The sequence below is a fragment of the Labilibaculum sp. K2S genome (genome assembly GCF_030372765.1).
GTDB lineage: Bacteria > Bacteroidota > Bacteroidia > Bacteroidales > Marinifilaceae > Labilibaculum.
In genome coordinates this window covers 136,582-159,317 of record NZ_JAUCMW010000001.1, presented here as the reverse complement: position 1 = coordinate 159,317, position 22,736 = coordinate 136,582, and the positions used below count along the sequence as shown (strand labels likewise).

Sequence of the window (22,736 nt, the reverse complement as noted above, 5' to 3'; positions counted from 1 at the left end):
ACTTTTACGGCTTCAATTTCGTTCCAATTGTATAATTGCATGCCGAAAACAATTAATAAGCTGTTGATCATTCTATTTAGTTGCAACAGCCGGCTTATCTGTCTTTCCGATGAGAATAAATCGCTTTCATAACTTTCCCATATTCATATTCAGAACTAATTTCCTGAGTTGCATTAATAAGAGCATCATAAACTTTCTCATTGCTTAAATCCATTTTTTGACTTGCTCTGGTCAGGAATTGCGCCAATTCGTAGTTGGAAGAAATATTTTCAGCTTTAGAAATCAGTTGCAACTGCTGTTCTACAGATAATTCTTCCTGATTTAGCAACGAATTGTAAAATCTACTTAATTCATAAGATGAAGAAATATTATCGGATGCTTTTATCAAGTAGTTAAAACGATCGGTGCCTAAGGCCTCATAACCAATCAATTCATTTAATATTTGTGTGTAGGAGTATTCTGACGATATTTCTTCAATCAATTCATTAAATTCATCCAGATTAGACCTGTTCAGCAAACCTCTCTTGATCATTGTACCAACAATTTGTGTCCTTTCATAATCGGAAGATAAGCTGTGAGTTAGTTCAATTATTTCATTCAGATTCTTTGTTGAGAGTCCGTCTGCATTCAGCAACGACTTAATAATCTGAGATTTTTCGTAATCAGACGAAAGTCCTTCCACTTCCTTAAGCAAAACAGTTAATTGTTCGTTGGTCAGCTTCTCATCATGCAGGGCCAGTTTCATTAAATTGGATTTCTCGTAATCCGATGAAATGTCATCAAAAGCACCAATAAAAAGGTTGAAGTTTTCGTTGGTTAAATCATTCAGTTTGTAAACAGATGACAGCACCTGCGACAATTCGTAGTTTGACGATAGCTCTGCCAGACTGCGAAAAAATTCAGCCGAAACTTCTGCATCTTCCAAAAATACAGGGTTGTACTTTTTAAAAATCTGAGACAACTCATAATCAGAATCAATCCGGTAAGGAAATTCCCGAAGCAAACTCTGCAGTTCCGCCTTATTCAATTTATTATTCTTCAAAAGATATTCAACCATTCTCGAACTGTAATAGTCACTGTCGGTTTGTTCCAGCTCCGATAAAAAGCCAGTGATGCCTTTCTTCTGATAAATTTTACGAACACGATTCTCCAGATCCAATCCCGAATTACGAATTACATCAGGCAATACCTTTTTCATCCATTCCCGGCCTTTTGGCTCAAAATCTACCTCCTTATTTCCTTCAAAGTATCGGTAAACAACACGTCCGTCATCCGAATTCACGTATAGCTTTCGTTTCATACCGAAACTCACCATGCTGATTTTCAGATATCCACCATCCGATATCGAAGTAATCTCTGTATAATTATCATTAAATTCGATATCACCGTTGGTCGAGATCTTAAGATTTTCAACATTCCAGTTCGAATTCCAGCTAATCGTAATTTCTTTATCGGGCTTGGCTGCAAAACCATGGTAAGCCGGAAGTAGTGTTACGGCTGCCACTAGTAGTAAAAAGAGAATAAATTTTTTCATATCGTAAGTATTAGTTGTTGTTTGCATGTATTTTGTTTATTTCCTACGATACAATATTCCGAAGAAGTAAGCAGAAAGAAAAATGAAATGAATTCAACTGTAGATTGAATGTAGTGAATTGTATTTAATACCAAATTAATATCAAAACATGCCTTATAAAATGTTTCTTTTCAGCTATATCTTCGTTAAAAAAGATGCATCGTAACATGGCTATGCTTTACTTTTTTGCCTCGATACAGCTAAAAATTAATTCATTTTAAGTAAAGTCCATTTTGAAATTAAATTGGTATAATCCTCTTCCTTTTCGGGATGCGCTGAGCAAAAACATCTCCATTCCGCACTCCAAAAAAAAATGGAGTACATCCGGCGCAAGCCAGGCTATCAAAAAAAAGTTTGGTGAGCACCTGGCACAAGCCATGCAATCAAAAAATAGTTTGGTGAGCACCTGGCACAAGCCAGACTATCAAAAAAAAGTTTGGTGATCACCTGGCGCAAGCCATGCAATCAAAAAATAGTTTGGTGAGCACCTGGCACAAGCCAGACTATCAAAAAAAAGTTTGGTGAGCATCCGGCACAAGCCGGATTTTACTTTTATCCTTCCTTTTACAGGGATAGAAAACAAAAAAGCCACCCCGAAGGATGGCTTTACATATCGTTTTTGGTATTTCTTACATGTTCATACCACCACAAACGTGAATGGTTTGTCCTGTTACGTATGAAGAAAGATCAGACCCTAAATAAACACAGGTTTTTGCAATTTCTTCGGGAGTACCGCCTCTTTTCAAAGGAATTTTACCAGCCCATTCTTTCACAACATCTTCAGGAAGTTTTCCTGTCATTTCTGTGATAATAAAGCCCGGAGCAATTGCATTGGAACGAATTCCACGGGAACCCAATTCTTTTGCTACTGATTTTGTAAAGCCAATAATACCTGCTTTAGATGCAGAATAATTTGCCTGACCAGCATTTCCGCTAACACCTACAACAGAACTCATGTTGATGATAGAACCGCTGCGTTGCTTCAACATTGTTTTTTGAGCTGCTTTGGTAAAGTTGAATACAGATTTCAAGTTCACGTTGATTACCATATCCCACTGCTCTTCGGTCATACGCATCAACAAAGTATCTTTAGTGATACCAGCGTTGTTTACTAAAATATCAATTGCACCAAATTCCGCTACAATTTCATTAACTACTCTGTCAGTATCAGCAAAATTACTTGCATCCGATGCATATCCTTTGGCTTTTACGCCATAAGAAGCAATTTCTTTTTCAGTTTCGATTGCCTGCTCATTGTAGAACAAATCAGTAAAAGCAACATTAGCACCTTGCTTTGCAAATTCGATTGCAACTGCTTTACCAATACCACGTGATGCACCGGTAATAATAGCTGTTTTTCCTTCTAATAACTTCATGAAATTCTATTTTGATTTTTTTAATTTTCAATACAATTAACCGGATTCCCCGGTTTTTAAACCTACTATTTCCAACGATTTATACTGCGATTCATCACATCATCATTCGAAAATTGAAAACAAATATAAAATATTTTCCCCTATTTTACTTTATGAATTGGGATTTTGAAACACCCTTTCGGGATTTACACCGGATTATAAAGTTCAGAAACCCGCCTGCAAAAGCCAACGAATCAAATGGGTAACTTATTAATTCCGCTGAATCAAGTCTTCTAATTTCAACAATATTTCACTGGCTTTTCCTTGAAGAAATATTTCCGTAATGTTATTGGTATAATTGGATGGTTCGGTATTGATTTCGATAATTGTCGCTCCTGCCCGCTTTGCTTCGGTAGGAATCATGGCAGCAGGCATTACCTCTCCTGTGGTTCCTATTATTAGCACCACATCGGCTTTTCGTGCGGCTTCAATTGATCTGCGGTAAGCTTCTTCAGGAATTCCTTCCCCGAAAAACACGAAATCGGGCTTCAATATTTGTTTGTCTGCCACGCATCTGGGTGGCAAAACATCCAGGTTCACTTCTTGGGGCAAATAAATTTTCTTACAATGAGGGCAAATCAATTTCTGAGAGTTTCCATGAAATTCAAGAACATTTTTCGATCCTGCCATCTGATGCAAATTATCGATATTCTGAGTTACAAGAGCCTTTAGCAGTCCTTTTGCCTCAAAATCGGCCAACACCCTATGTGCCTGATTGAATTCTGCCTTTCCAAAAAAATCATAAAAGATCGTTTTAATGACTGTCCACGATTCTTTGGGATGAGAATGAAAAAAATCCAGATCCAAACACTGCGGATCGTATCTACTCCATAAGCCCTCCGGTCCGCGAAAAGGAGGTATTCCACTCTCCACAGAAATACCGGCTCCGGTAAATGCAATCATCGATCTTGAATCGCGGATCAGTTCTGCAGCCAACTGCATGTCAGCTTTACTATTTAATTTATTTTTCATTGAAAATGTAATTAATTGTTCTTGAATCGGGCTTTAAAGTTTATTCTACAAATTATTCGGTCTCCATTCGGAATCAAATTCCCCATAAAATGATACATTTTTTATTTTTATTCGAAAAAACACAAGCCTTACGCCCTTTTATTCAATAACTTAAAAGATGTAACGATAATTTAACATTCCTGTAACATTCCTGTAATGTTAGCTTCATAACATTGTAGTACCAAAAGATGAGGAGCATGCTTCTCCTCTGTTGCAAAAGTGAAATATAAATAATTTAATAAATACAGGAACAATAGTTCTAAACTAAAATCTTAAAAAGATGAAAAAAATTCAACTGCTTCTAACCGCTGTTATTGCCGTTGCCCTTATGACTGGTTGTGGAGGCTCAGGAAAAGAAAAAGCAAAAACAACTGAGAAAGCGGAAACCATTACTGGTGCCGGTGCAACTTTCCCACAACCTTTTTACAACAAAATTTTCAAAAACTACTCCTCAGAAAAAGGTCTGTTGGTTACTTATGGTGGAATTGGATCAGGCGGAGGAATTCGTAGTTTAAAAGATGAAATTGTAGATTTTGGTGCAAGTGATGCATTTTTAGACGATAAAAAATTAGCAGAAATGCCTGGTAAAGTTCTTCACATTCCTACTTGTTTGGGTGCTGTGGTTGCGGCTTACAATCTTCCTGGTAAACCAGAATTAAAATTCACTCCTGAATTAATGGAAGGTGTTTTCATGGGGAAAATCACAAAATGGAACGATGCTAAAATTGCTGCTGTAAATCCAGGTATTAACTTGCCGGATTTGGCAATTACTGTTGTTCACCGTTCCGACGGAAGTGGTACTACTTTCATTTTTAGCGATTATATGAGCAAAGTAAGTGCCGATTGGAAAGAAAAAATTGGTACTGGAAAATCATTGCTTTGGCCGGTAGGACTTGGCGCTAAAGGAAATCCCGGAGTTGCCGGAACAATTAGCCAAACAGAAGGAGCTATTGGTTACATCGGATCGGAGTATGCATTTGCTCAGGATATTCCCGTGGCAAGTCTTCAAAATTTAGCGGGTAATTTTATTAAGCCTTCTATTGAATCGGTAAGTGCTTCGGCAAAAGGCGAAATTCCAGCCGATACACGTGTTAGTTTAACAAACACTGACGCAGCAGATGGATATCCTATTTCAAGCTTTACCTGGTTAATTATTTACAAAGAACAGAATTACAAGAACAGAAGTAAGGAACAAGCTGTTCAAACCATCAAATTGATTGAATGGGTAATTGGTTCGGATGCACAAAAAGAAACAACTAACGTGCATTATGCACCGCTTCCTGAAGCTGCTGCAGCTAAAGCAAGAGCTGTTTTGAGCGCCGTTACCTACAATGGTAAGTCTTTAAAATAACAAACTGATTAATTTCAATATAGAGCTTGCTTTCAATTTATTTTTATTTTCACAATAAAAAAGTTCTCCAGACTTAGAAGCTGTTTAAATTTATTTTTAGAAATTTTTATCGAAGAAAAAAGACTCAGAATAAGGCAAATTTGATTCGAATAGTGGTTCTATTTAAAGATAATTTAACGCAATTATGAGGTTTTTGGCTTATAAAAAAGCTAAAGGATAAATTTTTAAACAGTTTCTCAATTGAAAGCAAGCTCCTATTTAACAGGAACGGTTCAAAGCTTATGAACAGCGAAAAAATATTTCGATATCTTTTAATTGGTAGTGGCGTTTTGATAGTACTAATCGCTTTAGGAATTGTAACTACCTTATTTATTGGGGCAATCCCCTCGTTTAAAGAATTTGGTTTTGGTTTTATTTATTCCACTGAATGGAATCCAACCCAAGGAAGAGAATCGTATGGTGCTCTCCCCTTTATCATTGGAACGCTGGTTACTTCAATTCTGGCATTGCTATTAACATTTCCATTCGCCTTTTCAATTTCTTTGTTCTTAGGCGAATATTTCAGGAATGGTAAATTACCATCCTTTTTACGATCTGTAATCGATCTGTTGGCAGGAATCCCATCTGTTGTATATGGTTTATGGGGATTTTATGCTTTACGACCCATAATTACCGACTTAGGGCTAAATGCTCAGGGATTTGGAATTTTCACCTCTTCCATAATTCTGGCAATCATGATCATCCCTTACGCATCCTCTCTTGGATCGGAAGTGATCTCGATGGTTCCGGGCAACTTAAAAGAGGCAGCCTACTCCTTAGGTGCTACCCGCTTTGAGGTTGTAAAAACGGTTATCATCCCCAATGCAGGATCCGGCATATTTGCAGGATACATTCTGGCTTTGGGAAGAGCAATTGGGGAAACAATGGCAGTAACCATGCTGATTGGTAACTCCAACAAAATTCCAACAGGAATTTTCGATTTAGGAAACACCATGGCAAGTTTAATCGCCAATCAATTTGGCGAAGCCGATGGTTTAAAATATACTTCTTTGGTTGAAATAGGATTGCTCTTATTTGTAATCACAGGTATTGTAAACTACCTCGGCAAATTAATCATGAAAAAATTATCGGCTTAACCGAAATAAGATATATAGAATGAATACATCTGCTCAATTATCAAATGCTAAGCTGAAAGGACGATTGCTTAAAGACAAGCTATTCACTTATACGCTTATATTTTTGGCCTTCCTCTCAAGCGTACCTCTTTTCCTGATTCTTTTCGAGTTGATAAAAAAGGGATACAAGCAAATTAACATCAGCTTCTTTTATAAAGTTGCCCCGGACACCATGGAGGCAATGGTTGCTGTTAAAAACAATGAAATTATTCCCGGGGGTATTGCCAACGGAATAGTTGGAACACTTATTATTGTAGGCATGGCCTCATTAATAGCAATTCCGCTGGGAATTATTTGCGGCATGTATCTGGCTGAAAATTCAAAAGGAAAATTCGCAGGTATCGTTCGGTTTATTGTAGATATGCTGCAAGGTGTTCCGTCTATTGTTCTTGGAGTTATTGGATACATTTGGATCGTAAAACCAATTACCGGAGGCTTTTCCAGTCTGGCAGGAAGTGTGGCTCTTTCAATAATGATGCTGCCTTCCATTGTGCGTTCAACAGAAGAAACGCTAAAAATGATACCGGAAACTTTGAAGGAAGCAGCACTCTCCTTAGGCGTTCCTTATCACAAAACCATGCTAAGAGTCGTGTTGCCATCCGGTATTAGTGGAATTATTTCCGGTGTGATTCTTGGTATATCACGAATTGCAGGAGAAACTGCTCCCTTAATGCTAACTGCATTGGGAAGTGCCGCAATCAGCACAGATATTACAGAACCATCAAGTGCTATTCCTCTATTGATATGGGAATTTTACAACGATCCCAATCTGGTAGACATGATTTGGAGTGCATCCTTGTTCTTGTTGTTTTTGATTTTATGTTTAAACCTTACCGCTAAAGCAATCGCAAAAAGATGGAAAGTACAGTATTAGAAAAAAAGGAAGTTGAAGTAAAAATAAAAGCACAACCTAATAAAATCAACAACATGATGCAAAACCCAATAGAAAATATAGAATCTCCTATTATTAACATCGATCAACTTTCCGTTTCCTACGGCGGAGACAAATATTCCATTAACGATGTTTCTGCGGGAATTGCAAAAAACAAAATTACGGCGATTATGGGGCCATCCGGTTGTGGTAAAAGTACATTGCTTAGAGCCATTAACCGAATGCACGAATTGAATCCCGACACGCACAACAAAGGTACTGTTTATCTTGGCGAAGAAGATATTTACAAGATGAACCCTATCCTATTAAGAAGAAAGATTGGAATGGTTTTTCAACGCCCCAATCCTTTTCCGACAATGAGTATTTACGACAATGTTATTGCCGGTTATCTTTTAAATGGAATTAAATTGAAACGAAGAGAAAAGGATGAAATTGTTGAAAAATCTTTACGCGAAGTTGGTTTGTGGAGCGAGGTAAAAGATTCTCTCCACAACAAAGGAACATTTCTATCGGGAGGACAGCAGCAACGCCTTTGTATTGCCAGAGCACTTGCTTACACTCCTGAAATTATTCTTTTAGATGAACCTACATCTGCACTGGATCCGATTGCTACAGCAAAAATTGAAGACCTGCTGGTAAAATTGAAGAAAGATTTTACAATTGTATTGGTTACGCACAACATGTCGCAGGCGGCAAGAATATCCGACTATTCCATGTTTATGTATTTGGGAGAATTGGTTGAGTATGGTAAAACCAAACAAATGTTTACCATGCCAAAAGACAAACGCACCGAAGAATACCTAACCGGAAAATTTGGTTGATTTTCAACAATTTAGGAATTCTTATACTAACAATACAAATTCGCATACTATGTCAATTAAAAAAGATAAAAAATTCGATAAGCTTGATAATGATTTCGCCAAAATGCAGACACTGCTTTTTCAGCAGTTTGAAATATTGGAAGAGGTGGTTAATCATGGCTTGGATAAAATAGAAAAAGAGCTTATTGAAACGTTTAAAAAGAACGAAAATAAAATTGATCAGTTTGAGATAAAAATGAGTGACAACATCATTGAAACAATCGGTTTACAACATCCGATGGCAAGCGATTTACGCCTCTTAGTCTCGTACTTCAGAATGATTGGTCACGTAGAAAGAATTGGTGATCAACTGAATAACATCATGCGCTTTTTCCACAAAATGGAACCGCCAACAATTCATGAGAATCATAAAGATTCGGTTTTAAACATGCTGTCGATAAGCGCAGAAATGGTTAAAAAAGCATTGATCTCCTTTGAGGACGGGGATCGTGAGTATGCTATCTGGACCATTAAAAATGATGAGATCGTTGACGAAATGCAATCGAAAATTTTGAAACGAATGATTCGAAAAAATTCACCCAAAAGCAGTGAACCAACCGAAATTTTCAATCTGTTAAATTTCAACAGCATATTAGGTAATATCGAGCGAATAGCAGACAATGCAACAAATATTGCTGAAGCGTCAATTTATTACCTGCAAGGCATTGATTTACGCCATAAGGATTTGCCTGAAGAAGATCAGTAAACAACTGGTAAAATTGATGATTTACTAAAGCTCAACTTTTTTGAACAAAAACCCAGGAAAAGATTTCCAAGCATGAAAGATTTAAAGATATTAGTAGTTGATGATGAAGAGGATTTATGCGAAATCCTCCAATTCAATCTTAAGCAGGAAGGATTTGATGTAGATGTTGCCTACTCAGCAGAACAAGCATTAGTACTGGAACTTAAAACGTATGATTTCTTCCTTTTAGATATTATGATGGGAGAAATTTCAGGGCTCGAATTAGCGAAGATAATTCGAAGAAATCCTGATCTGGAAGATAAGCCAATTCTGTTTATTACTGCCAAAACAAGCGAAGCAGATAAACTGATTGGTTTTAATGCCGGTGCGGATGACTATGTATCCAAACCTTTCTCGGTAAAAGAAATAATTGCAAGAATTAATGTAATTTGCAAACGCATTTTTTCTGATTCAAAAAATGATCTGGATTTTAAGTTCGATGATTTTAAAATGATCTCAGACTCAAAAAAAGTGTGCATTAATGATAAAGATGTTGGTTTAACAAAAACGGAATACGAAATACTCCGATTGCTGATCAGTCATCAGGGAAGAATATATTCCAGAGAAGAAATAATGAGTATTATCTGGGCAAACGACAGCTTTATCGGCGACCGAACAGTAGATGTTAATGTGAGACGAATACGAAAGAAAATTGGTGAATACCACAAATTTATTAAAACGAAATCTGGCTACGGTTACTATTTTGAACCTAAAACAAACTAATGTCCCAAATTTATAAATTCATGCAAAAACCCATTCAAAAATCCGGATCAAAATACAAAAAGAGGTTGTTCTTTTTCTTCTTTATCATCGTTTTGATTTTCTCCGTTCTAATAGGAGGATTTCAATACAGTCAGGAACGATTGTACCGCCGCGAAAAATTAGAATATGCCCTTAATATTTACACGCAGCAAATTCATGAGCTCATCAGAAAAAAAGGCTTGAATGAAACTCTTAATTTTTCAGAAATAGATACCCTACGTGCTTTAATGCCCGACAAAGACATTAGAATATCAGTTATTACTGCAAAAGGTAAAGTTGTATACGATTCGTATGTAGACAATATAGAAAGACTTGATAATCATCTCAACCGCCCTGAAGTTCAAAAATCTTTGCATTCTCAAAAAGGAAGTAATATCCGTTTATCAGGTTCTACCGGACAATCCTATTACTATTATTCCAAAAACTATTATGAATATTTTGTTCGGACTGCGCTTCCAATCAACGAAAGTGTACTTAGCTTTTTAAAGGCAAACACCCTATTCTTTTACTTTCTGTTTGGCTTATTTGGTGTAACCGTAGTTTTTCTAATTTACGCCACCGAGCATTTTGGAAATTCAATTGCAAAGCTTCGGAAATTTGCCATTAATGCAGCACAAAATAGAGAAATAGATCCGAATGAGGATTTTGGAAAGACAGAATTGGGTGAAATTAGCCACCAGATTGTAAAAATTTACCGCAAACTAACCAAAACAACCGAAGCTCTTAGTCAGGAAAAAGAAAAGTTGATTATGCACCTTCAAATTGCACAGGAAGGGGTTGCTATATTTGATAAAAAGAAGAACCTGATTCTATGGAACAGCCATTTTATTGATTACATCAACTATTTGTCTCATATATCGAGTCACAACTACCAGGAACTGTTTGAACTTCCTGAATTGGTTGAAATCAACGATTTTATCGACAGAAATATCAAAGAGCTGGAAACAAATTACATCCCAAACGTTGATATTATCAGCACGAAAAAGAACATTACAATCGGACATAAAGTGTTTCTGTTTCAGGTCGTAGTTTTTCTGGACAGTAACTTCGAAATTTCTGTTAACGACATCACCAAACTGGAAAATGAGAAAACCATTAAACAGGAAATGACTCTTAATATAGCACACGAGCTGAAAACTCCTGTAACTGCTATTTCTGGTTTTCTGGAAACAATTAAGGATAATCCAACGATGGATGAAGACAAAAAAGTACAATTTATTGAACGTTCCTGTCTGCAAATTAATCGTTTATCGAATTTAATTCAGGATATCTCCTTTCTCACTAAAATTGAAGAAGCCAATGAACTATTCTCTATTGAAGATGTAAATGTGAATGAAATGGTAACAGATATGCTTACCGATTTTGAATTGAAGTTGACTGAATCGAACATGAAAATAGACCTGAATTTCCCTGAAAATCTTAAAATTAAAGGCAATTCGGAGCTGTTGGATTCAATTTTCAGAAATCTGATTGACAACTCGATAAAATATGCCGGAGAAGGTTGTAAAATCGACATTGAACATTATTTCGAAGATACGAACTACCATTACTTCTCATTTACCGATAATGGAATTGGAATTCAGGAAGAACATTTGCCACGCATATTCGAACGTTTTTATCGGGCCGATAATGGTCGTTCGAGAAAAATGGGAGGTACGGGTTTAGGCTTATCAATCGTGAAAAATGCCGTAGCCTATCACAAAGGGAGAATATTTGTTAAAAAACGCAAAGAAAAGGGGATTGAATTTTTCTTTTCGCTTAAAAAGGTAATTTGAATACAAGTATAAAAATAATAATCCGTTAGATTTTAGTAACGCAGTTGCCTGTTTTCAATATTTAACGAACAATAGCCTATTCGTTAAATGTCCCAAAATTAGAGCACTTACAAAACTTTAGTAAAAAAATACAAGCCACAGGAATTTCCTGTGGCTATTTTATTTTGGTTTGCTCACATCAAAACATTAAATTCTGATTCATTCACATTCAAACATGTTTAAACATTTCTTACTATCTTCACTTTTCGAATAAAAATTAAATAAGTATGTATAAAGCATCTGAAAACAGATATGATGATATGCCCTACCGAAGATGTGGGCAAAGTGGTTTATTACTGCCAGCAATATCTTTAGGTTTGTGGCATAATTTCGGACATGTAGATGTCTATAACGAGTTCAGAAAGATTATTTTTCATGCCTTTGACCGGGGAATTACCCATTTCGATTTGGCCAACAATTATGGACCACCTCCGGGGTCTGCCGAAGAAAATTTTGGGAAAATTCTGAACGAAGATTTGAAACAATATCGTGATGAGATAATTATTTCGACTAAAGCAGGATACAAAATGTGGTCCGGACCATATGGTGATTGGGGTTCACGAAAATATTTGGTTTCAAGTCTGGATCAAAGTTTGAAAAGAATGGGACTCGATTATGTCGATATTTTCTATTCTCATCGTCCCGATCCCAATACACCCATAGAGGAAACTATGACGGCATTGGATCATGTTGTCCGTCAGGGTAAGGCATTGTATGCTGGCATTTCAAATTACAGTGCCGATCAAACACGCGAAGCCTCAAGAATATTGCGGGAACTGGGAACTCCCTGCCTTATTCATCAACCAAAATATTCGATGTTCGAGCGTTGGGTTGAAAATGGCTTGTTAGATGTTCTGGAAGAAGATGGAATTGGTGGCATCGCTTTCTCTCCTTTGGCACAAGGAATGTTGACCAATAAATATTTGAAAGGAATTCCTGAAGGCTCGAGAGCAGCCAAATCGCATGGTTTTTTGCAAAAAGAGCAGATTACTGAAAAAGTAATAGATAAAGTAAAGGCTCTGAATGCAATTGCCGAAAAGCGAGGACAAAGTTTAGCCCAAATGGCAATTGCCTGGCTGCTAAAAGATAAACGAATTACTTCGGTTTTGGTTGGTGCAAGTTCGGTGAATCAACTCGATCAAAACATAAATTCTGTTGCAAATTTACATTTTGAAGCAATGGAATTGGAAGCTATTCAGAAAATATTGAATTAAATTTAATTGAATACTAACATTTTTTCTTAATGCTCGTAAATGCTTACTTTATACTAATAATGGACTTTGTGAATTAATAATCACAAACGAACATTTACTTATGAAACGTCCATGCCAAGGATATTTTGACACACAGGAAGATGATTATTCCAGCATGGTAAGTTCCATATGGCAAAAACTTAAAATTAAAAACATATGAAACTATTTAAACCCTTCGTAAACCTTACAAAATCAACATCAACCGGAGTTTATACTATTAATTCTGTAGTTTCTTTACCAAAAGACTATGCACTTAGTTCTATAGAGCAAGGACTTATAGAAATAGACGGAAAAAAAGTATGGTCAGTAACAGCTACTGTAACCACTTATGGTTCGTTAGAAACGGATATTGTTGAATTTGCCGTTCCTGTAAAACAAGGACCTACAGATGAAATCAAGAAAGTGAATATGATTGTTAAGCAAGCTTTATCTGGGGATTCTTCAGTAGGAAATCCTGTTGCAGACAACGGTACAGATGTGAATTATGATGATGCCGAAACAACCAACCCTTAGCTAATAGTACTTACAAAAGAATGATAAATATCGGAAACATATAATTTAGTAATCCGATTTTTATCATTCATTTTTCACCTTAAATTGCTCAATAGTTTTAATCGAATTTGGTATGAGAAAACTTGTTTTGTTATTAATCATATTTATATTTGTAGCAAAGCCCTTAGCTTTTACTCAGAATTTAGATTCTATTGACAAAAAATTAGATTCTATTTCAGACATTCATTTAAAAATTGAATTCTTAAATGAATGGACAGGCAAAAACTATCGAAAATTACCAGTTGAAGCAATTCATTATGCAGAGGAAGCTATAAAGTATGCAGAAAAATCCGAAAACCACTCAGGAGCTGGAAATGCCCTCATTCGTATTGCTTTAGTACATTTTCGTAAGGAAGACTATACTCAGTCAATATCTTTTTTTAATAAAGCTCTTGATAAATTCATACTATCCAACGATTCTCTTGGTATAAATAACACCTATTTAAACAGAGGAATCGTTTATCGAAATATGAATAAATACAATCTGGCTATTGTTGATTTATTTACTTGTATGGAATATTTCGAAAACAACAACAATACCTTTGAGCTACCCTTATCCTACAACAGTATTGGACTAATATATAAGGCTTTAAAAAAATACAACAAAGCCCTAGAATATTATTACAAGGCTGAAAAAATTTACAAAGAGCGGAATCAAATTTCTTTCTTGTATACCTCAAATACGAATATTGGCAACATACTTTCCATTCAGAATAATTTTCAAGAAGCGTTAGATTATTACAAAAAAAATCTTGATGTTTTAAAAGAGGCCCCCAATAAGTATAAACTAGCGCAAACCTATCACAACATGGGTTCTTGCTTCATGGAAATGGAGCAAGATTCAATGGCCTTGGAATATTTAAATCAAAGCTTGCTGTTAAAGAAAGAAATAGGAAATAAAAATCTAATAATATCTACCATTAATAGTCTTGCTCATGTTTTTTATGTACAAAACAACTATCAAAAAGCATTAGAATATCGTAAAAAAGCACTTGCACTTGCAATAGAGACAAAAAACATTGAATATCAGAAAGATTGCAACCGGGAGCTTTTCGCAATTTTCGCACAATTGCACCAGCCAGATAGTGCAATACACTATATATTAAATTATGAATTGCTAAAAGACAGTATTTTCAACCATGAAAATCTAAAACAAATTGCTGAGATTCAGGAAAAATATGAATCGGAGAAAAAAGAAACGCAAATTACCTTGTTGGAAAAAGAAAACAAGAGTAAAATGTGGCAGCGAAACAGTTTAATAGTATTGTTGATTTTACTGCTTGGTTACGCTATTTTTATTGTCCGTTCGTATTACAGAAATAAAAAAACACATCGATTACTGCAATTGCAAAATGAGAGGATTCAATGGCATAAAACTCTTTTAGACCGAAAAAATGAAGCCTTACTTGATTCCAACAAAACAAAAAACAGGTTGTTTCAAATTATTTCGCACGATCTGCGCTCTCCTTTAGCATCTGTATATAATATTGCTCAGTTAATCAAGATTTTTATTCAGCAAAAAAAATATCAATTGCTTGAGGAAAGCAGCAACGACATGGAAGAATGCATAAGCAATGTATTAAGTCTAACCGACAATCTTCTATCCTGGTCTTTAAATCAATCGGGTAAACTGCCCTACAAACCTGTTATTCTCTCTCTTAAACCACTTTTAGAAAATAATCTTCGAACCTATTCGAGTGTTGCGAAACAGAAAAATATCCATCTTCAATTACTACTTGAAGAGACCGTTTTTGTTTTTGCCGATCGCCAAATGCTGGATACAGTAATTCGTAACCTAATTAACAACTCACTAAAATTCACGAAATCAGGAGGTGTAATTGCGATTGGACTAAAACAAAGTGATAACTTCGTTGAACTGTGGATAAAAGATAGCGGAATAGGAATTTCTGAAGATCAAATTGCACATCTTTTTGAAATAGACCATTCTCAATCTTATATTGGAACCAACGGCGAAAAAGGAAATGGATTAGGTTTACTGCTCTGCAAGCAATTTATTGAACAAAACAAAGGAGAAATACGGGTTGAGAGCACTTTAAATTTGGGAACAACCTTCCGGGTTACAATTCCTGCTGTCGAAAATACAAATGAAATTACGACCATTCTTTCTTCAAACACAAATTCAAATTGAACCTGTTTTTTATTGCAGGTTTCCCTTCTTTAAAAATTACTTAAAAGTTAATCATACAATCGGATTAGATCTAAAATAAAAATCACTAATTTTGCAGCCTTAATAATTAAAGGAAATAAGTGTATGATTTCAGTTTCAAATTTATCTATTCAATTTGGTAAAAAACCTCTTTTTCAGGATGTTAATATAAAATTCACCCCTGGAAACTGCTACGGAGTTATTGGTGCAAATGGCGCCGGTAAGTCTACCCTAATAAAAATCATTTCTGGTGAATTGGATTCTACAACAGGATCAATATCGATGGAACCTGGTGAAAGAATGGCGGTTTTAAAGCAGAATCACTTTGAATTTGATGAATTTACAGTTCTAGATACTGTAATTATGGGTCACTCAGAATTGTGGGCTGTATTGCAGGAAAAAAATGACATTTACGCAAAACCTGATTTTTCGGAAGCTGATGGAATTAAAGCCTCGGAACTGGAAGAACAATTCGCTGAAATGGATGGCTGGAATGCTGAAAGCGGAGCCGCTGAATTATTAAGCGGTTTGGGCATTAAAGAAGCTCTTCATTATAAACTAATGAAAGAACTGAGTGGTAAGGAAAAAGTTCGTGTGTTATTGGCTCAGGCACTTTTTGGAAACCCGGATAACTTACTTCTCGATGAGCCTACCAATGATCTTGACCTTGAAACAGTAATGTGGTTGGAAAATTATCTGGCCAACTTCGAAAATACAGTTATTGTGGTATCGCATGACCGTCACTTTTTAGATTCGGTATGTACTGACATTGTTGATATCGATTTTGGAAAAGTGAAAATGTTTTCCGGTAACTACACCTTCTGGTACGAATCCAGTCAGTTAGCTGCCCGTCAGCAGGCAAATCAAAATAAGAAAGCCGAAGAGAAGAAAAAAGAACTTCAGGAATTTATTGCCCGATTCAGTGCCAATGTAGCCAAATCGAAGCAAACAACTTCCCGAAAAAAGATGATCGAAAAATTGGATATTTCGGATATTCAAGCTTCTACCCGCCGTTATCCCGGTATTATTTTTCAGCAGGAACGTGAAGCCGGAGATAAAATTTTCTCTTGCTCAGGTTTAAGTAAAAGCCTAGATGGAGAAGTTTTATTTAAAGATGTTGAATTCACAATCGAAAAAGGTGAAAAAGTGATATTCCTTTCCAGAGATCCTCGTGCAATGTCTGCCCTTTTCGATATCATTAACGGAATTGAAAAAGCCGACAGTGGTAATTATGAATGGGGAGTTACGATTACACCGGCATATTTACCACTTGACAATACTGAATTCTTTGAAGAACCAATTACACTAATCGATTGGTTAGCTCAATATTCCAGTGATACCAGTGAAGTTTATCTTCGAGGATATCTTGGCAAAATGCTTTTCTCTGGTGAAGATATTTACAAAAAAGCAAATGTTCTTTCGGGAGGTGAAAAAGTTCGCTGTATGGTTTCCCGAATGATGTTGAGAAATGCTAACCTGCTGGTTTTGGATACACCAACCAATCACTTGGATTTGGAATCGATTCAATCATTCAATAATTCGTTGATCAACTTTGGCGGCACCGTGTTGATGTCGTCTCATGATCATGAATTTATTCAAACAATTTCTACTCGTGTTATTGAATTAACTCCTAATGGAATCATTGATAAATTGATGGATTACGATGATTATATTACCAGCGATAAAATTAAAGAGCAAAGAGAAAACTTATACAATTAAGTCTAAATAAAACCTATATATCTCATCCCCCGGACATTTATTTGTTTGGGGGATTCTTTTGCCCTGTTGCTGTAATCTCAACAAATTATTATACGGATATGATACCGGTACAAGAGATCATCACAAAGTATTTATTAACTTCTTCATAATCCCATCAAGAACATTTATTATAATTATTAATTGCTAATTTATAATTGTTCTACTAACTTTGCCTCACTACCTAAACAACCCTTCATCAGTATATTTTATACACTTTTAAACACAAGTTTATGATTCCTAAAATAGAACGCGCTACAATTGTGGTGCTGGATAGCGCTGGCGTTGGTTATTTACCAGATGCTGACGAATTTGGAGATGTTGGCTCCAATACATTTGGAAATATTGCCAAACATTGTAATGGTATTAATTTACCAAATATGCAGAAACTAGGTCTTGGTAACCTTACTGACATTGTAGGTGTTGCATCATGCAACAACACAAACGGAGCCTACGGAAAAGCTGCGGAAGCTTCCAAGGGCAAAGATACAACAACCGGCCATTGGGAAATTGCCGGAGTTAAGCTGGAACGTGCTTTCCCTACCTATGCGAATGGATTTTCAGAAAAAACCATTCAATTATTTGAAGAAAGAACCGGCAGAAAAGTAATGGCTAACAAGCCTGCTTCAGGAACTGCTATTCTTGACGAATACGGAGAAGAACAAATGAAAACCGGCAACTGGATTGTATATACTTCTGCTGATCCTGTTTTTCAGATTGCTGCTCACGAAGAAATTATTCCTTTAGACGAATTGTACCGTGCCTGCGAAATTGCTTTGGAAATTTGCAGCGAACATGAACCTGTAGCACGTGTGATCGCGCGGCCATACTTGGGAAGCAGTGAAGGAAATTTTGCCAGAACAGCAAATCGTCACGATTATTCTGTTACGCCACCCGCTCCCACTGTTCTCGATCGCCTAAGTGAAAGCGGATTGGACGTTATTGGTATTGGTAAAACAAAAGATATTTTTGCCGGACAAGGAATTACCGACTCCCGCGGAACCAATAAGGATAATGTTGATGGAATCAACAAAACACTGCTTGCATTAAAAGAAGATTCAAAAGGTTTGATCTTCACGAATCTGGTCGATTTTGATATGATGTTTGGACATCGTAGAAATCCGGAAGGATACAAAGCTGCTTTGGAAGAATTTGATCGTTATCTACCCGAAATTCAGGCAAATTTAAAGGAAGATGAAATTTTAATTTTAACTGCCGATCACGGATGTGATCCCACTTACCCGGGAACTGATCACACAAGAGAGTACATTCCAATAATGGTGTTTGGTAAAAATATCAAACAAAATGTTGATTTGGGAACCAGAACCTCTTTTACAGATATTGCTGCTACCATTGAAGAACTTTTATTGGGAAATAAGGTAGAGGGCAGTTTTGCAGAAGAACTTTACAATTAAAATTCTCTTTTTATATTAGAAATAGATATATCATAAATAGAAATGCCACTTCAACGAATTGAAGTGGCATTTTTTTTTATTCGATCACGAGATTCCTGTTTTTAATTATTCTTCCAAAACTTTGAGTAAATGCTCATGAATCCCAATTTTATATCCGCGGGAAGCAAATTTTATATCGCCCGCAGGGTTTAACATCAATATCAGAGGTTTTTCAATTTTACCAGAAATACCCAACTCCTTTTTAGCCTGTATAAGCAATTCATTACTGTTATCCTTATACAGCTTGTAATTTGACGGCATGTTGCTAAAAAAGCCTTCTGAAAAGTTCTCTTTATCAATTTCCTCTGCCTGCAATACAATTATATTTCCATCCCATTCTTTGTATTTCTTTTTCACTTCCTTAAACTCTTCCATTAAATGTCGGGTTGGTTCTTTTCCCGGCTCCAGCCACATCAATACAATCGCATCCTGCTTCTCTAATGATTTAAGGGTTACTTCTTTCCCTTTATCACTGAAAACCTTCAATTTAGTATCTAAATGACCTAACACCTTATTTTCTGCCATTGGATCTCTGAATACCAAATCAATTTTAGTGGTCTGGTCTTTTAAAACTCCAAAATGATTCAAATGTGCATAAACTGTTCCGTCAGCGCCGCGTTTGCCTGTTACCAATCTGTATTTCCCAACTTCCAATTCCAGTTTTGAAGGCAAATCCGATAATTTAGAATCCCACCCATAATCAAGGCTCTCATAAATTCCATTATTTAATTTCCCAATGGTGAAATGCATATAATAAGCCGGATCAAAATCCTTTGCAGTATTATTCAACATCACAAAACCAGTAATTGGCTGATTAACTATTTGTTTTTCAAAATAAATATTCAACCATTCTTTACCATCGAAATACTGCGGTGTTTTTTCTGCTGGCTCCAAACGCGATGGAATTCCTAAACTTCTGCAAAGTGCCACAAAAAAAACATCTCTGGATTCAGCATTTGAGATTCTGAGCTCATAAACACCCTTTGGGCTAATTGGCAGGTTGTAATAATTTTCTACTTCGGTGATTTGTATTTCATCTAAAATCCATTGCTTAATTTGCTCAACTATATCAGATCGATCGCCGGTAAATTTATCTTGAAACGCCTTTTGCAAGTATCCGCGGTAAGCAATTAACCACTCATTGCTGATTCTTGGATTTAAAACACATTTCAAATAAAGCTCCTTGGAACTGTAATCTTCCAACTTGTATTTTCCGATCGTATTACTCAAATGATCTTCCAGTATTTCAGATCGCGTATCTCGCAAATCTTTATCAGTAATTAAATTAAGAAGATCAACTGCAATTGCACCATTTCCTCCAGATATTGATTCTACAAATTTCTGAATCTCTTTCCAATTCCCCTGACTTTTCTTAAAGCTGTTCCAGATCATTCCTGCATCCAAAGATTTTTCATCAGCTAATTTACAGGCAGTAATTGAATCTATAAAAGTGGTTCTATATTGCATTCGAATGCTATCTTCATAAGACAGACGCATATCATTTTGTTTCTTTTTGCTCTCATCAACCGAATAAGGATTTTGCTCAACCGGAGGAACCATATTTAAATCGGTAATCTGCTCTCCATAAAAACCACGACCCAATTCCAAACGAAGCGTATCGGTTTGACTTACACTGATTTTCCTGCCAGCATACTCCCCCTCTTTACTAGCCCAAATAAGCAGATCACCCAAACCTGTGGTGAGGAAAGATATTCCATCAGAATCTGTATTCTTACTGGCAATTGGATAAAACTCAGCATAGTTATACAATCCAAAATCTACTTTTGCATTTTCAACTGAATTACCCAATTGATCAACGACCTGCACGTAAACTTTCTTCACATCAGCATAATTCTCCACCACATTAATCTCAGTGAAATTATCTGAACGCTTTACAACTTCATAATCTCCCTCAAAATCACCAAACACTTTGGTATGCACCAGCATGGCTCTACGGGCAGGTTCGGTAAACCACCCCATATTTAAATCGGGTTCAGGCTCACAAGCACCTAAATAAGACCATTTCCCATCCGTCCAAACTTCCACCCAAGCATGATTGTCATCGCTATGCGCCCAACGTGGAGTATAGACCTGACGGGCAGGAATTCCTACCGAACGTAAGGCAGTTACAGTAAATGTTGATTCTTCACCGCATCTTCCCCATGAAGTTCTCACAATGCTTAGTGGTCCGCTTGTGCGAATATCTGTTGGAGCGTAATTAACTTTTTCGTGACACCAATGATTCACTTCCAGCACTGCCTCTTTCATCGACATACCTTTTAATATCGGTTTCAACTCTTTAAGGAAAACCCATCGGGCCGAATCTAAGTTTTCATTGTTTACACGGTATGGTAGAACAAAATGACGAAACAATTCATCCGGCACTTTTTTACCCCACTCAAAACTTTCTCTGGCCTCAAACGAAGCTTTCACTTGTTTTAGAAAAAAATCTCCATTATAATCTGCCAAATCACACAACGGCATATAGGCATATAAAAACTGTAATGCTTCATTTTCTTCAGTCGTTATATTTTCTTGAAATACTGAGAAAAGTTCATCGGATCGATTAGATGCAAATTCTTTTCTTTCTTCGAATCGCTTAGAAACTTTTGCACGAACGGCATTGTCTTGAATAAAATGTACATTGGAACAGCCCCAAAAGAGAATGAGACTAAGCAGAAGGATAGAAATTTTCCTCATTAGTAGAATAATTAGTTATAAGTCCTCGGCTTTTAGGATGTCTGCAATTTTACGAATTTTCTCGGAATCTGCCTCGTAAAATTCAAATTCAGGCACATTTTCTTCACCTCCCATGGCAATTTTAGGATTCTGATATTCCATTTTCCCTCTCACCAAAGACTTTGCTGAACAATGAAACTCTTTAGCTCCGGTATAATTTTTCAAACTCAAAATATTTTCATGATTGATACCACTTCCCGGCATGATCACTATCCGTCCACTTGCCTTTACAATCAGGTCTTTCAGTAAATATTTACCCATTACGGCAGTTTGTTCTCCTCCAGATGTGAGAATTCGATTGGTTCCCATCTCTATTAACTGCTCCAAAGCTTTAAAATGATCCTTTACCATATCAAAAGCTCTGTGAAAGGTGAAATTCATTGGTTTTGCCAAATCGATCAATTCTTTGGTTCTTTCCACATCAATGCTTCCATCCGAAAGTAAAACACCAGATACGACGCCATTTACTCCAATTTCTTTGCAGTGAATTACATCCAATTTCATACACTCAAACTCAATAGCAGAATAACAGAAATCAGCACCACGAGGTCTGATAATTACATGTACAGGAATGCTAACTGATTCTTTAGTCATTTTGATACAAGAAGCACTAGGAGTAGTTCCTCCTTCGTGAACACCAGCACATAATTCAATTCGATCAGCCCCGGATTGTTCTGCTATAATTGCTGATTGAACAGAGTAACAACATATTTCAAGTAGAGATGTTTTCATTTCATAATAGTAATAAAAAAGATTGAATCCCTATTCAATTTAAACGATCGTAAATTGTATCAGTAGACAAAAAAGAAATTAAAATATGTACAGCTTAATTCTGAGAAATCTTATTAACAACGCAATAAAATTCTCAGAGTCCAAGAGTCAAATTGAAATTGACATACAAGAGAAAAATGACTTTCTGAAAGTTCAAATTACAGATCATGACATTGGCATAGCGAGCGAAAATTTGGATAAACTTTTCCGCATCGATTTAAAATTCAAATCAACCGGAACCGTGGGTGAAAAAGGAACCGGACTGGGACTTCTTCTCTGTAAAGAATTTGCAAAAGCGAATAAAAGTACAGTTTGGGCTGAAAGCACAATTGAGAAAGGAAGTGCTTTTCACCTTCATATTCCCCGATCTAAATAAGTTGTTTAAATGCCAAAACATATAGTAATGGTTTGATTTTCGCTATAATTTAAAGATATTTGCACCTGTTA

The 22,736-nt window shown here is 36.2% G+C and carries 18 protein-coding genes; 13 read left to right on the top strand and 5 right to left on the bottom strand.

Translation table 11 applies throughout. The features are described from left to right. Positions 1-94 precede the first annotated feature (94 nt). The 3 genes from QUH73_RS00680 to QUH73_RS00670 all read right to left on the bottom strand — a co-directional run bounded on the left by QUH73_RS00680 (position 95) and on the right by QUH73_RS00670 (position 3,960). Positions 95-1,534: a hypothetical protein gene (locus tag QUH73_RS00680; RefSeq protein WP_289528522.1), complete on the bottom strand. Its 1,440-nt coding sequence runs from the start codon at positions 1,532-1,534 to the stop codon at positions 95-97. A 668-nt stretch (positions 1,535-2,202) separates the two neighbouring features. After that, on the bottom strand, positions 2,203-2,949 hold the full coding sequence (fabG, locus tag QUH73_RS00675) for a 3-oxoacyl-[acyl-carrier-protein] reductase (RefSeq protein WP_101307946.1): 747 nt from the start codon (positions 2,947-2,949) through the stop codon (positions 2,203-2,205). 249 nt (positions 2,950-3,198) lie between these two features. Continuing rightward, complete coding sequence (locus QUH73_RS00670) at positions 3,199-3,960, bottom strand: SIR2 family NAD-dependent protein deacylase (RefSeq protein WP_289528521.1); 762 nt, start codon at positions 3,958-3,960, stop codon at positions 3,199-3,201. Positions 3,961-4,279: 319 nt separating this feature from the next. Here QUH73_RS00670 and pstS point away from each other — a divergent pair, with 319 nt between their 5' ends. The 12 genes from pstS (at position 4,280) to QUH73_RS00610 (ending at position 18,740) form a co-directional block, all read left to right on the top strand. Beyond that, on the top strand, positions 4,280-5,350 hold the full coding sequence (gene pstS / locus QUH73_RS00665) for a phosphate ABC transporter substrate-binding protein PstS (RefSeq protein ID WP_289528520.1): 1,071 nt from the start codon (positions 4,280-4,282) through the stop codon (positions 5,348-5,350). Positions 5,351-5,631: 281 nt separating this feature from the next. Then, the gene (gene pstC, locus QUH73_RS00660; protein ID WP_289528519.1) at positions 5,632-6,486 is read left to right on the top strand and encodes a phosphate ABC transporter permease subunit PstC; all 855 of its coding nucleotides are present in this window, start codon (positions 5,632-5,634) and stop codon (positions 6,484-6,486) included. Between the two features lie 19 nt (positions 6,487-6,505). Further along, on the top strand, positions 6,506-7,399 hold the full coding sequence (gene pstA / locus QUH73_RS00655; protein WP_289528518.1) for a phosphate ABC transporter permease PstA: 894 nt from the start codon (positions 6,506-6,508) through the stop codon (positions 7,397-7,399). Further along, the gene (pstB, locus tag QUH73_RS00650; protein ID WP_289528517.1) at positions 7,381-8,238 is read left to right on the top strand and encodes a phosphate ABC transporter ATP-binding protein PstB; all 858 of its coding nucleotides are present in this window, start codon (positions 7,381-7,383) and stop codon (positions 8,236-8,238) included. Before pstA ends, pstB begins: the two co-directional genes overlap by 19 nt. Before the next feature lie 49 nt (positions 8,239-8,287). Further along, positions 8,288-8,983 (top strand): phosphate signaling complex protein PhoU, encoded by a 696-nt coding sequence (gene phoU, locus QUH73_RS00645; RefSeq protein WP_289528516.1) that lies wholly within the window; start codon positions 8,288-8,290, stop codon positions 8,981-8,983. 72 nt (positions 8,984-9,055) lie between these two features. Further along, positions 9,056-9,745: a response regulator transcription factor gene (locus QUH73_RS00640; protein WP_289528515.1), complete on the top strand. Its 690-nt coding sequence runs from the start codon at positions 9,056-9,058 to the stop codon at positions 9,743-9,745. A 20-nt stretch (positions 9,746-9,765) separates the two neighbouring features. Then, positions 9,766-11,559, top strand: a complete 1,794-nt coding sequence (locus QUH73_RS00635; protein WP_289528514.1) for a sensor histidine kinase — start codon at positions 9,766-9,768, stop codon at positions 11,557-11,559. Positions 11,560-11,825: 266 nt separating this feature from the next. After that, the gene (mgrA, locus tag QUH73_RS00630) at positions 11,826-12,812 is read left to right on the top strand and encodes an L-glyceraldehyde 3-phosphate reductase (RefSeq protein WP_289528513.1); all 987 of its coding nucleotides are present in this window, start codon (positions 11,826-11,828) and stop codon (positions 12,810-12,812) included. Between the two features lie 195 nt (positions 12,813-13,007). Beyond that, the gene (locus QUH73_RS00625) at positions 13,008-13,364 is read left to right on the top strand and encodes a hypothetical protein (RefSeq protein WP_289528512.1); all 357 of its coding nucleotides are present in this window, start codon (positions 13,008-13,010) and stop codon (positions 13,362-13,364) included. A gap of 112 nt (positions 13,365-13,476) precedes the next feature. Beyond that, entirely contained in the window at positions 13,477-15,552 is a 2,076-nt protein-coding gene (locus QUH73_RS00620; RefSeq protein ID WP_289528511.1) for a tetratricopeptide repeat-containing sensor histidine kinase, read from the top strand. Between the two features lie 123 nt (positions 15,553-15,675). After that, the gene (locus QUH73_RS00615; protein ID WP_289528510.1) at positions 15,676-17,289 is read left to right on the top strand and encodes an ABC-F family ATP-binding cassette domain-containing protein; all 1,614 of its coding nucleotides are present in this window, start codon (positions 15,676-15,678) and stop codon (positions 17,287-17,289) included. A 269-nt stretch (positions 17,290-17,558) separates the two neighbouring features. Then, complete coding sequence (locus tag QUH73_RS00610; protein WP_289528509.1) at positions 17,559-18,740, top strand: phosphopentomutase; 1,182 nt, start codon at positions 17,559-17,561, stop codon at positions 18,738-18,740. A 105-nt stretch (positions 18,741-18,845) separates the two neighbouring features. Here the strand turns inward: QUH73_RS00610 and QUH73_RS00605 are convergent, their stop codons facing one another. Both QUH73_RS00605 and QUH73_RS00600 read right to left on the bottom strand, forming a co-directional pair. Then, positions 18,846-21,479 carry a transglutaminase domain-containing protein gene (locus QUH73_RS00605; RefSeq protein WP_289528508.1) on the bottom strand — a complete coding sequence of 878 codons (2,634 nt, stop codon included), beginning with the start codon at positions 21,477-21,479 and terminating at the stop codon, positions 18,846-18,848. Positions 21,480-21,494: 15 nt separating this feature from the next. Beyond that, entirely contained in the window at positions 21,495-22,250 is a 756-nt protein-coding gene (locus QUH73_RS00600; protein ID WP_289528507.1) for a copper homeostasis protein CutC, read from the bottom strand. Positions 22,251-22,335: 85 nt separating this feature from the next. On the opposite strand from QUH73_RS00600, the gene QUH73_RS00595 reads away from it, so the two are divergent. Continuing rightward, positions 22,336-22,665: a sensor histidine kinase gene (locus tag QUH73_RS00595; protein WP_289528506.1), complete on the top strand. Its 330-nt coding sequence runs from the start codon at positions 22,336-22,338 to the stop codon at positions 22,663-22,665. Positions 22,666-22,736 lie beyond the last annotated feature (71 nt).

Bases quoted from the DNA above. Each gene is read 5' to 3' on its own strand.
- QUH73_RS00600 (WP_289528507.1), bottom strand. From the start codon at position 22,250: ATGAAAACATCTCTACTTGAAATATGTTGTTACTCTGTTCAATCAGCA.
- QUH73_RS00620 (WP_289528511.1), top strand. From the start codon at position 13,477: ATGAGAAAACTTGTTTTGTTATTAATCATATTTATATTTGTAGCAAAG.
- QUH73_RS00640 (WP_289528515.1), top strand. From the start codon at position 9,056: ATGAAAGATTTAAAGATATTAGTAGTTGATGATGAAGAGGATTTATGC.
- QUH73_RS00605 (WP_289528508.1), bottom strand. From the start codon at position 21,479: ATGAGGAAAATTTCTATCCTTCTGCTTAGTCTCATTCTCTTTTGGGGC.
- pstB (WP_289528517.1), top strand. From the start codon at position 7,381: ATGGAAAGTACAGTATTAGAAAAAAAGGAAGTTGAAGTAAAAATAAAA.
- pstC (WP_289528519.1), top strand. From the start codon at position 5,632: ATGAACAGCGAAAAAATATTTCGATATCTTTTAATTGGTAGTGGCGTT.
- QUH73_RS00670 (WP_289528521.1), bottom strand. From the start codon at position 3,960: ATGAAAAATAAATTAAATAGTAAAGCTGACATGCAGTTGGCTGCAGAA.
- QUH73_RS00595 (WP_289528506.1), top strand. From the start codon at position 22,336: ATGTACAGCTTAATTCTGAGAAATCTTATTAACAACGCAATAAAATTC.
- QUH73_RS00615 (WP_289528510.1), top strand. From the start codon at position 15,676: ATGATTTCAGTTTCAAATTTATCTATTCAATTTGGTAAAAAACCTCTT.
- pstS (WP_289528520.1), top strand. From the start codon at position 4,280: ATGAAAAAAATTCAACTGCTTCTAACCGCTGTTATTGCCGTTGCCCTT.
- QUH73_RS00680 (WP_289528522.1), bottom strand. From the start codon at position 1,534: ATGAAAAAATTTATTCTCTTTTTACTACTAGTGGCAGCCGTAACACTA.
- QUH73_RS00625 (WP_289528512.1), top strand. From the start codon at position 13,008: ATGAAACTATTTAAACCCTTCGTAAACCTTACAAAATCAACATCAACC.
- mgrA (WP_289528513.1), top strand. From the start codon at position 11,826: ATGTATAAAGCATCTGAAAACAGATATGATGATATGCCCTACCGAAGA.
- fabG (WP_101307946.1), bottom strand. From the start codon at position 2,949: ATGAAGTTATTAGAAGGAAAAACAGCTATTATTACCGGTGCATCACGT.
- pstA (WP_289528518.1), top strand. From the start codon at position 6,506: ATGAATACATCTGCTCAATTATCAAATGCTAAGCTGAAAGGACGATTG.
- phoU (WP_289528516.1), top strand. From the start codon at position 8,288: ATGTCAATTAAAAAAGATAAAAAATTCGATAAGCTTGATAATGATTTC.
- QUH73_RS00610 (WP_289528509.1), top strand. From the start codon at position 17,559: ATGATTCCTAAAATAGAACGCGCTACAATTGTGGTGCTGGATAGCGCT.
- QUH73_RS00635 (WP_289528514.1), top strand. From the start codon at position 9,766: ATGCAAAAACCCATTCAAAAATCCGGATCAAAATACAAAAAGAGGTTG.